The following is a 13,186-nucleotide window of genomic DNA, read 5'->3' as shown; positions in this document are numbered from 1 at the left end:
TTCATTAGTCCTGCGCGTAGTAGGATGATTTGGTATGGTCCGCTCCATTAACCCTCGAACGGGAACAGTGATCTCCGACTACGCCCCGACGTCTTCCTCCCAGCTGAGGGACGCGGAGGGCCGGGCAAGGTCAGCCCAGAGACAATGGTTCTCTGGGACCACACTCGAGCAGCGGGTCTCCGCGGTCAAGGAGCTGGAGGCGGTGTGCCGCCGCAGGATGGACGAGGTCGTGGGGCTGATGCACGAGGAGGTGGGCATCCCCGCAAACGCGCTGCGGGCGGCCTACAACAGCGTGCTGGCAGGCGTGGACCACTATGTGTCCGAAGCCTCGCAGCTGCAGGACATGGAATACCCCTGCCCCGCGACCTGGACCGATACCACGGCTCGGCTGTCCCTGCATCCCCACGGGGTGCTGGGTCATATCGGCGTGTGGAACTTCCCCTTCTGGCAGACCATGATCACGGCGATACCCGCTCTCCTGACCGGGAACGCGGTGGTGTACAAGCCTTCAGAACTGTGCACCGGAACGGGGCTGAGGATCGCGGAACTGGTCCACGAGGCCGGCTACCCCCGGGACCTGTACGTCCCGGTGATCGGGGGCCCGGAGGTGGGTAGGATGTTGGTGACCTCAGACGTTGACGCCCTGGCGTTCACTGGAGGAATGAGCACAGGGCTGGACATCACCCGCAATGCGGGGATAAAGCCCCTGATACTGGAGCTGTCAGGCAACGATGCGGCGATCGTCTGCGGTGACGCGGACGTGGAGATCGCGGCGAGGGGCATCGCCTATGGTACGTTCAGCCGGGGCGGGCAGATATGTATCCGCATAAAGCGCGTCTACGTCCACGAGGACATCGCCGAGGAACTTGTGGACCGTCTCGTAGACATCGCCACCCGCCTGAACGTGGAGAAGGACATCGGCCCGCTCATCCGCGAGGAGTCACGGGATAAGGTGATGAGGGCGGTGGATGAGGCGATCAGGGGTGGTGCCGAGCTCCTGTGCGGAGGGCACGCCCTTCCGGGGCCCGGTTTCTTCTACCAGCCCACGGTGCTGCGGCACTCCGACGACCGGTTGTCCGTGGTGCACAATGAGACCTTCGGACCGGTGTGCCCGGTGCGCGCGGTGCGCACAGACCTCGAGGCCGTTGCCCTGGCCAACAACTCCCCCTACGGCCTGGGGGCAACGGTGTGGACGCGGGACTGCCAGAAAGGCGAGTTCATCGCCCGGCAGCTGGAGGTCGGGAACGTGTGGGTGAACGAGTGCGTCCGCACCCTGCCCGGTGGAGAGTACTTCCAGGGATGGAAGCAGAGCAGCATACCGTCCTCGATGTCCCGCCTACAGATGTTCACCAAGAAGCAGATGCTGGTGATAAACCGCTCCCCGGAGCCCCGTGTCCACTGGTTCTCCTGATCGAACATCTAAGGAGAGATGTGTTCTGACGGCTGCGGCCATTTAGGACGTTTCGAGCCATCATGAACACTTCCTTGAGGTTAGGTTCCCAGTGGCCGCCAAATAGCATGTCCTGAATTACCTTCCAAAAGGTGCCATGCCTTGCTCCTGGCGATCCTTCTACGCAGGAACGAACGCCCCTGCGGGCTCAACGGTCGCCGAGCATCCCCTCTAAAATTTCCCGCAGCACCTTCACGGGCATGTCGGGGACCGAGATGTAAGTCGTCCTCCCTCCGGAAGGATCGCCGGTGACCTTCGTCTCCACCAGCCCCTCGTTCGCCAGCTGTTGCAGGTACGCCCAGAACTGCGTATGGCCGCGAGGCCGCTCCCCGTACTCCTCGGCGGCGACCTTGTAGGCGGTCTCCACCTCCCGTGTGGTCACGTAGGCCTGCTCCCGGGACGCCCGGGCCACCGCCAACAGCACCAATTTCTTCTGGACGTCGAGGACCTCGATCTTGGAGCTGGTCACCACGTTGTATGTGAGCGCCTTGGCAGTGCGCACGTTCTCCGGGGTGACCACCTGGCTTCCTTCCTCCTCGGCCAACATCCCCGCCTTCTCGAGTATCTCGATGGCGAAGCGCGCGTCCCCTAGCTCCCCCGAGGCATCTGCGATCAGTTCGATGGTGCTCTGCGGCACCGTGCCCGGATAGAACGCCAGGGGCACGCGCGAGGCCACGATGTCCTTCAGCTCCTCCGTAGTGTATTTGTCGAAGATGATGGCATTGGCCCTCCGAAAGGTGGACATGGACGCCGGGTCCAGCATGTCCAATAGGTACTTCTGGGAGATCAGGATCAGGGACATCGAGGCCTTCCCCCCGATCTTTTCCTCATCGAAGCGTGAAAGCAGATATATCAGGTCCCCCACGCCCTTTCGCAAGAGCACGTCCGCCTCGTCAAGCACCACCACGAAATGTACCTTCAAACGGTCGAGATGCTTGTGCAGGGTCCGCAACATCTCCGCGGTGGAGAAGCCCCGGTCCGGGAAGCGCTCATCGAAGTGGGTCACCAGGCGAAGCAGCACGCTGGACTCCGTGTTGCGCTGACGGCAGTTGACCACGATGAAGTCCATGGCCTTGCCCATGTTCGTCCCCTCCTTTATGAGGTCCAGGCAGAAGCGCTTGCTGGTGGCTGTCTTACCGGTACCTACGTTGCCGATAAGGAAGGCGGTCTGCGACACCCCTGATTCCAGTACCGGGCGGAACATCATCCACAGCCGGTCCATCTGCTTCTCCCTGTGGACCAGCTTTTCGGGTACGTAGTCGAAGGAGAGCTTGGAGGGGTCCTTGAGCACCCTGGCCGCCCTGCCCGCGTGAGGTGCGGTCACTGGTGCCTCACCCGGACGTATCCCGAGCAGGGAATGATCTCCAGCCCGCGTTCCTCGAAGCGGTCGGCCAACAGGTTCGTCCCCAGGGAGTCGGAGGCCATGTGGCTGGCCACCACCAGATTGATGTGATGCTTCCTCGCTTCCTCCCTATGGCTCTCTGGCGCGTGCATGCACATGACCGTCCCGATGCCCGAGCGGGACAGTTGCTCGTACATCTCTTTGGGCGCGGCCGTGCCCCCGGCGAACTTAACGGCGATGCTGCCGGCCTTGCGATCGCGGCCACCGACGAAGATGGCCGGGGGATTGCATTCCCTGGTGGCGTGCTGGTATTCAGGTAGGGTAGCGAGAAGGTCCAGCAGGTCACCCAGACGCTCAGGCTCCTTCTCGTCGACCAGCCGCTGCATGAACTGCTGGCCCAGTAGATCGCAGGGCTGATGCAGGCACATGTAGGGCATATCCAGGAGGCGGCAGGCGTCCACGGTCTGGGCATGGTTTTGTGAGTGCAAGGCGCACATGACCTCATGCATCCTCGGCCCCAGTATGTCCTCCGCTATCGTCACCGGCACGCCCCAGGAGCGCATCATACTCTCCTGTACAGGCATGACCTTGTACAATGAAGCATGCGCTCGGCCGTGGGGATGGTGGCTGATGATGGCGTCGATCTTCTTACCCTTCTCGCGCAGCCGGTCGGCGAGGAGGACCTCCGCCGAGGAGATATCGATACCCCACATTGCTGTGGAGACCTCGGTATCACCGTCACCGCTCAGGATGCGGCTGTCCGCGTAGGGGTTCCACAGGCTGTCGACATCGAACATGTCCCTGCCGGCGGCATCGAGCGCATCGTACGCCCTGATCGTCTGCAGGAGAATGGACTTGAGCTCCTCCCCCTTCCGGGGATCGGCCTCCATGGCGACCTCCACTGCCAACCGGTAGTATTCTGACAACCGCATGCTATCGGCCGAATAATCCTCCTGCCACAATATAACATGTTGGGGCGGTGGGGCGTTTTCAGGGAATGCTTGGCAGCACGTCCCTATGGTCAAAGATGGGGAAAAATGGGAAAAATTTTGGAAAGGGGCCGCAAGGCCGTTAGGTAAGGGGGAGCAAAGCTCCCGAGATGTTTCGGTTCACTCGTTCAACCGAACAGGGCGGAAAGTCCAGCGGCGGCTTCCTCCTCGCTGACTTCCGGCTTCTTCTCTTCTTCCTTCTTCTTCTCCTTGTGCTCGGCTGGGGCCGCGGCAGCAGGGGCTGCGGCAGCGGGAGCGGCGGCGACAGCGGCGGAGGCGATGGCCTCGTCGATGTTAACGCCCTCGAGGGAGGCCGTGAGAGCCTTTACCCTGGCGGCGTCCGGCTCAACACCGGCGCTCTTCAGGACGTTCGCAATCGCATCCTCGTTGACAGTCTTTCCAGCGGCGTGAAGGACCAAGGCGCTGTATATGTACTCCATTTTTATTCCTCCATTGAATAGTTCTCATCCGAATAAAGCACTAAGGCCTGCAGCAGCTTCTTCCTCGCTGACCTCGGGCTTCTTCTCTTCCTCTTTCTTCTCTACCTTCTTTTCCTGAGGCGCAGGCGCGGCAGCCACGGTGAGCTGCTGCTTCAAACGGTCATCCTCCAGCCCGGGGACCTGGGCGGCGATGGCAAGCATCTCTGCCCTGGCCTTCGCCAGGAGGGGACCGATAGTGTCCTTTGTGGGGATAGCCGCCTTGACACCAACGGCAGAGGCGCCACGATAGGCCTTGCCCAGTAGTGGACCGATGGTCTGCTTGGTGGGGTAGACGATGCTCACACCCAAGGCGGTTGCGTTCCTGGCCGCAGTGGCCAGCATGGTCGGGTAATAGCCAACCGGGACGTTGAGGATATCCCTCTGGTAAACGATGCCATCCTCGAAAGCGCCCTTTAGATCCATACCGACGATCATGGGTAGGATCTCGAGCTTAGGAAGGATCTTGGCGAGTTCTTCAGGGACCTTATGGCCTTTCTCTACCAGGACCTTGTCCTTGCGGATGACGATCTTGCCGCCCTCGATGGCTGCGGGGATACCGGCCTTTTGCAGCTCGCCCACGATGGGGCCGGGCTTGAAGGGCGTCTCACCCTCCTTGACGACGATATCCTCTGGGGCGATGTCGCCTGGCTTGGCGGGGGCCTTGGACTTGGTAGCCTCCATCTGCTGGAAGAGCTTGAATGGGTTCATGGGGGTGGCGACTATAGCGCACTGCCCGCCGACCAACGGCTTCAGCTTCTCCAGGCCAGGCCTCTGCTTCGCTGCCTCATCGATGGCGATCAGGAGGAGATTGTTCCTGGTCATCATGACGTTGGCGAACTTCCTCATCCCGTGACGCATGTCCTGCATCTGAGGGGACGGGATGCCATAGATATCGACGATGGCGACGACCGGGTTCTTTACCATGACGTCGGCGAGCTCCTTGACCTTTTCTTTCTTCCAAGATGCTACGTGTGCCATTTCGAAGCCTCCTAGAGCAGTCTCTCCGACGGACCCATGGTCGTCTTGACATAGGCCGAGTCAATGTTCATCTTTCCTTTCTCCAACTTGCCGATTACCCTCTTGAGGATGGCATCGACGTTCTCTGCGATCTGCTCGGGGGCCATGTCCACCGTGCCTACGGGAGCCTGGAACGTCTTGCGGTCCTTGGAACGGACCGAGACCGACTTGCGCAGGTTCTCGATAATGGGCCTGGGGTCAGCCCCTGGGGGTATGGGCTTGGGCATCTTTCCTCTCGGCGCGAGGACTATACCCAATCTCTTACCGATCTGGGGCATCAAGGGGGCCTCGGCGATGAAATAATCGACCTGAGAGGCGACCTTCTTGGCCTGCTTCTTGTCATCTGCGATCTTCCCCAGTTCGTCCGGAGTGATCACCATGTCGGCGACGTCCCTGGCCTTCGCGGCCAGTTCGGCGCCTCCGATGACGCAGACCCTAAGCGCCTTCCCCCTTCCATGTGGCAGAACAACGTCTTCCTGTATCCTGTTCTTGGGAACAGACAGGTCCACATCCCTGAGGTTGATGGCCAGATCAACGGTCTCCTTGAAGTTCCTCTTGGGGGAGGACTCAAGGGCCTTCTTGACGGCCGCTAGGGTTGTCTTCTCTACCAAATAACATACCTCCTGTAGTGCAATTGAGCAGTGAAGCTCTCCTACAGTGAGGTCTCCCTAAGAAAACAATACTTTAAATAGTTTTTTGTAAAGGGTTTATGCTCGCCTCACTCGGTGAGCTGCTGGTCGAACTTACCGGCCAGTATCTCGGTGCGGGCTGCCTTGGAATCCAATCCCTCGATGGTGACGCCCATTGAGGTGCAGGTTCCCACGACCTCCAGGACCTTCATCTTCAGGTCCTTCCCCATCAGGGAATCGCCCTTCATCTGAGCGATCTTTATGGCCTGAGCGATGCTGAGGTTACCGACCTTGTTGGTTTTGGAGGAACCGCTCCCCTTCTCCACTCCCAGTTCCTTGGTGATGAGAGAGGACGTCGGGGGCGTTCCCACCTTGATCTCGAAATCCTTGGTCTTGGAGTCGATGATGATCTTAACGGGGACCTTCATTCCATCGAAGGCCCTGGTCTTGTTGTTGATCTCCGCCACGATCTTGGGGATGTTCACACCGAGGGGGCCGAGGGCCGGTCCGAGCGGCTGGCCGGGGGTAGCCCTGCCACCTTCCACTAGTACTTCCACTGTATCTGCCATATAGCTTCACCTATCTTTCTCTAGAACCCTAACGTGATCTCCTCTGACCGTCACCGGGATGGGGACCATGGCCTCGAACAGCTCCACGGTGATCTCTTCCTTGGCCTCGTCGATGTTCTGGACCCTGGCCTTCTCGCCCTTGAACGGTCCTGCCACCAGCTCCACCACGTCGCCCTCCATGATCCCGGAGACCAGGGGCTTGGGTGCGAGGTAGTGGTCGATCTCGGCGAAGTTCATCTCGCCGTCAACGAAACTGTGCGCCTTCCGTACTCCCTTTACGGTGTCCCTCATCCTGTCAGTGTTCATGCCTTCTATGAGCACGTAACCGCGGAGGTTGGTGGGTGCAAGGATAGCGGATATGTCGGACTTTCCAGACTTGGTCTTGGCGCTGATTCCGTCAGCGACGTCCTTCTCGTGTCCGATGGAGGTCTTTAGCGCCAGAATGGACTGCCTTGCCTCAGCAGCGAACTCCAAGCGGTCGCATTCGGTAGGGAACTCCACCAGACATACTTCCAGCTTTATTGTGACCCTGTCCTTGTAGGCGGCACCCACCGGAGCGTGCGCCTCCAGGCGAAGCTCCTTGGGCCTGGCACCCTCGAGGAAGAAATCGAACTCAGGTTGTGATTGGGAGCTATGAGTGTCGAACATGGAGCCCCCGGTGGCATCGTAAAGACGGATCGACCATTCTGCAGCGTCCTCAGGGATGGTCTCCAATCCTACCTTCATCCGGACCTTCTTCTTGGCTGCCTCCTTGCTCTTCACCTGAATGTTCCAGGTGGTCATGCCGGAAGCGGGTACCTTGGACTCGCCGCCCTCACCGATGAACGATATCATACCCGACCCCTCCGAGGAGGGAGCGGCAGCCTGTTGATCATCTCTCATTTCCATCATTCCCGAACATGTTTGATTAACCGAAGTACGTAGGCAGATATGTCATGAGCCAGTAGATCAGGAAGCCTACGCCCCCGATCAGAAGGAGGCCCAGGCCAGTGATCTGGATGACCTTCATGTATTCCTCATGAGAGGGCTTACGGGCCATCTTTATGACTCGACCGTACTTGCCCTTTCCGATCTTCCTGACCCGTTCCTCTATGTCCTTTTGGACTTCCCAGGACTTTTCCACTACGTCCATAATGACACCATTTTTGTAGTGATGCGCCGTATCGTTAGAGACATCTACTTAATAAAGTCGACGTCTACGATTTTTTTGGACCGGTCCTCGCGGGGACCGATGATGTTCTTGGACTTCACGCCGGTGACCACAACCATGACCCGGACCATGTCCTTAAGGGCAGGGTCGACCGCCGCACCCCATATGATGCGCGCGTTCGCGGATACCCTGCTCTGTATGATCTCCGCGACCTTCTCCGCCTCGGAGATGCTCATGTTCTCCCCGCCAGTGACGTTCACCAGCGCACCTGTGGCTCCAGATATGTCCACATCGATCAACGGTGAGTTGATGGCCTCGTTGATGGCATGTTCCACGCGATCCTCGTCATCTCCCTCGCCCATACCGATCATGGCCACGCCCGCGCCCTTCATGATGGTCTTGAGATCGTTGAAGTCTAAATTAACCAGCCCGGGCTTGGTGATGAGCTCGGTGATACCTTTTATTGCACGCACCAACACCTCATCGGCAACCTTGAACGCCGCATTGAGGGCCAGACGCGGGCAGAGCTCCAGGAGCTTGTCGTTGGGGATGACAATTACCGTATCCGCGGCCTGCCTGAGCCGCTCGATCCCCCAGTCCGCGTTCTCAGCTCTTATGGCTCCCTCGGCCTTGAAGGGATATGTGACCACCGCGATGGTCAAAGCTCCCATGTCCTTGGCCATCTTGGCCACGAAGGGAGCAGAGCCAGTACCGGTGCCTCCACCCATGCCCGCAGTGACGAAAACAATGTCAGTTCCGGTAAGGACCTTCCTCAGCTCCTCCTCGACCTCCTTTGCCGCCTCTTCGCCAACATGAGGTAACGCACCAGCTCCTAGACCGCGTGTAGAGCGCCTTCCCAGGAGGATCTTGTGTGGGGATCGTATCGCCAACAAGTGCTGGGCATCGGTGTTCGCTGCATAGACATCTGCGCCCACGATCCCTACCTCAGACAACCGGTCGATGGTGTTGGAACCCCCACCACCGCAGCCGACGATCTTGATGTTCGTCCTCAGGCTCTCAAGGATCCTTACGAGTTCCTGGTCGGCCGATGTCTCATCGAACGGTGAATTAATGTCTCCGCCTTGGGCACTTGCGCGGGATATGGCATCACTGAGGAATGATTTCATTATAAGCCCTCCTGGGCCAAGCCAGCTAGAGCGACCACTGGATGCCCGGGCAAAGGCTAAGAAGCATTTCTACGTTAAAAGGTTTCGGTGCTGTTCCCCCTAACACTGGCTGTCTGGGGGAATAAAAAAGAGGCCGGAGGGGTGTGCCCCGGCCTATAGGGAGGTGCGCTATGCTAGCTTCGATTGACCCTTACTTGATGAGGTCGATATCCGTTTCCTTCAGCCGAGCGGTCTCTCTGGCCTTGCCCAAGATCTGCTTGGACTTCACACCCGTGATCACAACCATGACCCTGATCTTGTGCTCCAGGGCAGGATCAATGGCCGCACCCCATATGATGCGTGCTGTGGGCTGCACCTTGCTCTGGAGGACCTCTGCCACCTTCTGCGCTTCGGATATGGTCATGTCCGCCCCTCCGATCACATTAACAAGAACACCGGATGCTCCGGCAATGTCCACGTCCAATAGGGGGGAGTTGAGAGCATCCTCGATAGCTTCTTGGGCCCGGTCCTCGGTCTGACCGGTGGACTCTCCCAGGCCGATCATGGCCACGCCCGCGCCCTTCATGATGGTCTTCACATCGTTGAAGTCCAGGTTGACCAGTCCAGGCTTGGTGATGAGCTCGGTGATCCCCTTGATGGCCCTCATCAATACCTCGTCCGCCACCTTGAAGGCGGCGTTGATGGACAGACGGGGGCAAAGCTCCAGCAACCTGTCGTTGGGGATGACGATAACAGTGTCAGCGTTGTTCCTCAAGCGGTCCAGACCCCACTCTGCGTTCTCCATCCTCATCTTCCCCTCTCCCCTGAATGGTATGGTGGTAACAGCGATGGTCAGGGCACCTATGTCCTTGGCGATCTTGGCGACATAGGGAGCGGAGCCAGTACCAGTGCCTCCCCCCATGCCTGCAGTGACGAAGACGATATTGGCGTCAAGTAGCGCCTTGCGGAGCTCCTCCTCCGCCTCCATTGCCGACTCCTCACCTACCTTCGGAAGCGCGCCTGCGCCTAGACCGCGGGTGGAGCGCCTTCCCAGAAGTATCTTGTGCGGAGCCCGGACGGCCAGAAGATGCTGGGCATCGGTGTTGGCAGCGTACAGCTCAGCTCCGGATATTCCTTCCTGAGCGATGCGGTTGATGGTGTTGGAACCCCCACCACCGCAGCCGATGATCTTGATATTTGTTTTCAACTTCTGCAGCAGATCTAACAGTTCCGCGTCGGCAGAGCTTGATTGTTGACCGATAGTCCTAGACGACCCGACCGTTGGCCCGAACGGTGTAGCCGCAGCGCTTTCTCTAGCTAACGCTTCTTCGACCAAAGATTTCATAGTGCATCCCTACTAAGCGAAATGGTGATTTTAACTATTAATACATTGACCCAGAACTTTATAATTATCGCACTCAATAAAAAAGCTTATAAGCATGTGCTGCCAGTGTCAGACAGCCGACTGGCGTAGACGCTCCCCGGTCCGATCAAATTCATCGCCGCATGAGCTTTGAGACGCTCGTACCTATGATTCAGGACGGTCCCTCACACCTCGAAAGTTGATTCCCTCGACACAGGAAAGGAATTTACATACAACCCTGCCATCATGGGAGCAATGCCTGTAAGAGCAAAGGCCCGATTCGAGGGAACGGTTCAGGGCGTGTCGTTCCGCGCCTACACCAGACGTTATGCGATCTCGGCAGGGGTCTGTGGATGGGTCAGGAACCTACCTGACGGGTCGGTGGAGGCGGTCCTCGAAGGTGACCAAGACGCCATCGAAGGTGTCATCCATAGACTGTGCACGGAGCACCCCTTGGCCGTGGTGAAGAAATGTGACGTCAGGTGGGAGAAACCAACGGGGGAGTTCGACTCTTTCTCCATCCGTCATTAGCTCATTCGATGATAATTCCGTAGATGCGTTCAGGATTGTCCTTGTGGATCCGGAAGGCCCTTTCCTCGGTAAGCTCTCCGGAGGCGAGGAGTGCCTTGGTGCGCTTGGGAACGGTGTTGATGTTCATGACCGCCCCTGGCCGACTGGGCTCGTCCAGGAAGTCGGTCTCGAGCACAAAGCGGTCCCCCTTGCTCAGCGCCTCCCTCACTGACGTCCTGCTCGCCAGCACTGATGGGAACAGTCCATGGTTCTCCTCGCTGAGCACTAGTGGCGGCGAATAATGCTTGACCACCTTGTCCCGGGCGATCCCTGCACGATCCGCATGAGTTGCCAGGTCCAACATGACCGCTGGGTCGCTGCTCTCAGTATGCAGGACCACGGGGCACGAGGCCTCCTTTGCCAGTTCCATGCCATAGCGCATGATATCATTGGAAGCATCCCAGATCTCAGGGGGCACCGGGAAATGGGGACGACCGATCTCACCGATGGCCACGGCCTTCCCTTCCTTTACCAGCCTCTGCGCCCCCTCCATCCCTCCTTTCATGATCTCCACCGCACGTGGCAGGCCGTATCTCTCCGCCAGGCCAAGGAGGAGCACTGGGTATGGCCCCACACAAGTGAACACCCTTACCTCCGTCTCAGCGTTGCCCCGTTCGGCCATACCGATCGTTATCTCGTAGGAGCGGGAGAAGTCCTCTGCAGAAGATATGGGGACCTCGGCATACGGCAGATGGCAAAGCATGGCATGGGTACCCCCGGCCTTGGAGAAGTCACGCAAGGCATCCACGCCTCGCCCGGAGGGCTGCAGATGGAAGTGGTTATCGTAAATTGGGACAATGCTCAATGCAAAAACCTCGCGGCCTTCAACTCTTCGGCGGTATTGGTTATCACGGCCTCCACGTGCCGAGGTTTCCTGGCCTCGGTGCACACACGCTTGCTGGAATCAAATAGGGGCACTGCCTCCTTGCCCCCCTCTGGGCGGCAGACCAGACCAGAGAACCGCTCGAGTTCGGAATACGTCCTCTCGAGAGCTAGTGGGACCGACCGTTTGTCAAGCCCCTCGCCAAAGGACGTGTAAGCAATAATGTTCTCATGCTTGGCCAGACAGACACCTGGCCTAAGTATTTATATGCCTTTATAAAGCTTTTATGTTCAGCTAATAAAAAGGGACAATAGGCTGGGACCAGGTCCCACGATCCTCCGTTAGAGCCCCAGCGTTGAGCGTAATGACGACCTGATCTGCGCCAGCCTCAGAATTGGCCCAAAGGTTTGAAAAAAATCCGTTAATTATTGAATTAACTTCGTGATGATTCAGCCATCCGGCCCTTTAGCCAGGTCGGAACATGTATGGGCCAGTATGTTAGGAAAACAGAATTACGAACAAACACAATGATTTCCAAGCAAAACCGTAGATTTTATCTAAACCTGCTCGTCGTCTTTCAATATGTCTGACATTATTTATTAGAACATATTTTTATCCTTCATCAAGCCTATTGCCAAGCCAGAATTGAAGATGTGAACGCGGTGCGGTGAACAATTAAAAAGTGGGCGGGTGGAGGATACTAGCTGCTTGGGGGGGGGGGGAAGGTGCCTGCGATCACTATCGATAGTTATCATAGTTCACTGATGAGAAGGCAGGGGCTTTCAGCTCCACCATCACAACGCCTGTGAGTCGACTTTTCTATTGGTTAGGCAGACGGCATGTTCATCGGAACTTCGTTGGCCGCTAACCAGGTATTAGCCCATCAACGACGATCATCTCGCCGGACGCTGACTCTGCCCGAAGTCCACGGGCATGCCTATACTCAGGGGAATCATAGAACCCCCTTACCCTCTCGATGGACGAGAACTCGATAAGAACGATCTTTCTTTTCTCTTCCGGACCCTCCAGGGTCACAGCGGTCTCAGATCTTGCGATGACCCGGCCTCCGTACTTCTGTACAATTGATGGTGCCACGGCGAGATACTTCTGGTACTGTTGCCTATCTGTTATATCGACACGTACAATGACATATACTGGCACCATTCTCCCCTCCACCAATTGTTTTGCTTGCCTTTTTAGTTACTTCGCCATCCAGAATGAACCGATCCTATGGGGTCGCTCGTTCACATGGTGCGTTGTTTTTGGCCTCTTGTTTAAGTTCGTATAGTCTTATATACTTCCTTATACATAATGACGTTTGTCCGACAATAATACCAATAATGTCGGACAACCTGATCGGGAGAGATGTATGAGCGAGACTGAACGGATCACCATAAGGATACCGAGCGATAAGGTCGAGGCCTTGGAGATGCTGGTGAAAGAGGGTAAGTACCCCACGATCTCTGATGCCATTCGAGCGGCCATCGACAGCTTCGTGGACAGCAACTTCACTCCCGATCACATCGAGAGAGTGACAGTAGAGCTGCCCAAGGGCAACGTGGTAGAGCTCGAATGTCTGGTCAAAGACGGCGACTCCGTTTCGATCGACGATGCCATAAGGAACGCTGTTAGGGAGTACACGAGGAAGAGGCTCCGGGTCATGGAGGAGATGCACTAGCCGCATTGATCCACATGTTGG

15 protein-coding genes are annotated in these 13,186 nt (G+C 57.7%); 3 read left to right on the top strand and 12 right to left on the bottom strand.

The window, feature by feature from the left end; translation table 11 throughout:
• Window positions 1-34: 34 nt before the first annotated feature.
• Window positions 35-1,411, top strand: a complete 1,377-nt coding sequence (locus GXX95_09335; GenBank protein ID NLT38344.1) for an aldehyde dehydrogenase — start codon at window positions 35-37, stop codon at window positions 1,409-1,411.
• 187 nt (window positions 1,412-1,598) lie between these two features.
• On the opposite strand, the gene GXX95_09330 is transcribed toward GXX95_09335, so the two are convergent.
• From GXX95_09330 to ftsZ (GXX95_09285), 10 genes are all read right to left on the bottom strand, one after another.
• Window positions 1,599-2,774, bottom strand: coding sequence for an AAA family ATPase (locus GXX95_09330; GenBank protein ID NLT38343.1), 1,176 nt, complete (start codon window positions 2,772-2,774; stop codon window positions 1,599-1,601).
• Window positions 2,771-3,724 (bottom strand): NGG1p interacting factor NIF3, encoded by a 954-nt coding sequence (locus GXX95_09325; protein NLT38342.1) that lies wholly within the window; start codon window positions 3,722-3,724, stop codon window positions 2,771-2,773. Before GXX95_09325 ends, GXX95_09330 begins: the two co-directional genes overlap by 4 nt.
• A gap of 185 nt (window positions 3,725-3,909) precedes the next feature.
• The gene (rpl12p, locus tag GXX95_09320; GenBank protein NLT38341.1) at window positions 3,910-4,221 is read right to left on the bottom strand and encodes a 50S ribosomal protein P1; all 312 of its coding nucleotides are present in this window, start codon (window positions 4,219-4,221) and stop codon (window positions 3,910-3,912) included.
• A gap of 24 nt (window positions 4,222-4,245) precedes the next feature.
• Window positions 4,246-5,238, bottom strand: coding sequence for a 50S ribosomal protein L10 (locus GXX95_09315; GenBank protein NLT38340.1), 993 nt, complete (start codon window positions 5,236-5,238; stop codon window positions 4,246-4,248).
• An 11-nt stretch (window positions 5,239-5,249) separates the two neighbouring features.
• Window positions 5,250-5,888 carry a 50S ribosomal protein L1 gene (locus tag GXX95_09310; GenBank protein ID NLT38339.1) on the bottom strand — a complete coding sequence of 213 codons (639 nt, stop codon included), beginning with the start codon at window positions 5,886-5,888 and terminating at the stop codon, window positions 5,250-5,252.
• Window positions 5,889-5,995: 107 nt separating this feature from the next.
• The gene (locus tag GXX95_09305) at window positions 5,996-6,475 is read right to left on the bottom strand and encodes a 50S ribosomal protein L11 (GenBank protein ID NLT38338.1); all 480 of its coding nucleotides are present in this window, start codon (window positions 6,473-6,475) and stop codon (window positions 5,996-5,998) included.
• 6 nt (window positions 6,476-6,481) lie between these two features.
• Complete coding sequence (locus GXX95_09300; protein ID NLT38337.1) at window positions 6,482-7,123, bottom strand: transcription elongation factor Spt5; 642 nt, start codon at window positions 7,121-7,123, stop codon at window positions 6,482-6,484.
• Window positions 7,124-7,382: 259 nt separating this feature from the next.
• Entirely contained in the window at window positions 7,383-7,607 is a 225-nt protein-coding gene (locus GXX95_09295; protein NLT38336.1) for a protein translocase SEC61 complex subunit gamma, read from the bottom strand.
• A gap of 44 nt (window positions 7,608-7,651) precedes the next feature.
• Window positions 7,652-8,752, bottom strand: coding sequence for a cell division protein FtsZ (gene ftsZ / locus GXX95_09290; GenBank protein NLT38335.1), 1,101 nt, complete (start codon window positions 8,750-8,752; stop codon window positions 7,652-7,654).
• Window positions 8,753-8,942: 190 nt separating this feature from the next.
• Entirely contained in the window at window positions 8,943-10,076 is a 1,134-nt protein-coding gene (ftsZ, locus tag GXX95_09285) for a cell division protein FtsZ (GenBank protein NLT38334.1), read from the bottom strand.
• 264 nt (window positions 10,077-10,340) lie between these two features.
• Between ftsZ (GXX95_09285) and GXX95_09280 the strand changes: the two genes are divergently transcribed.
• Window positions 10,341-10,625: an acylphosphatase gene (locus GXX95_09280; GenBank protein ID NLT38333.1), complete on the top strand. Its 285-nt coding sequence runs from the start codon at window positions 10,341-10,343 to the stop codon at window positions 10,623-10,625.
• A 1-nt stretch (window position 10,626) separates the two neighbouring features.
• Here GXX95_09280 and GXX95_09275 read toward each other — a convergent pair whose 3' ends face one another.
• Together GXX95_09275 and GXX95_09270 are read right to left on the bottom strand one after the other, a co-directional pair.
• A complete protein-coding gene (locus GXX95_09275; protein NLT38332.1) occupies window positions 10,627-11,463 on the bottom strand; it encodes a metal-dependent hydrolase in 837 nt (278 codons plus the stop codon).
• 888 nt (window positions 11,464-12,351) lie between these two features.
• Window positions 12,352-12,648 (bottom strand): DUF1330 domain-containing protein, encoded by a 297-nt coding sequence (locus tag GXX95_09270; protein ID NLT38331.1) that lies wholly within the window; start codon window positions 12,646-12,648, stop codon window positions 12,352-12,354.
• 208 nt (window positions 12,649-12,856) lie between these two features.
• Between GXX95_09270 and GXX95_09265 the strand changes: the two genes are divergently transcribed.
• Complete coding sequence (locus GXX95_09265; protein ID NLT38330.1) at window positions 12,857-13,165, top strand: ribbon-helix-helix protein, CopG family; 309 nt, start codon at window positions 12,857-12,859, stop codon at window positions 13,163-13,165.
• Window positions 13,166-13,186 lie beyond the last annotated feature (21 nt).

This window comes from Methanomassiliicoccus sp. (assembly GCA_012719175.1).
Classification (GTDB): Archaea; Thermoplasmatota; Thermoplasmata; order Methanomassiliicoccales; family Methanomassiliicoccaceae; genus UBA6.
This window is presented reverse-complemented; position numbering and strand designations above follow the sequence as displayed.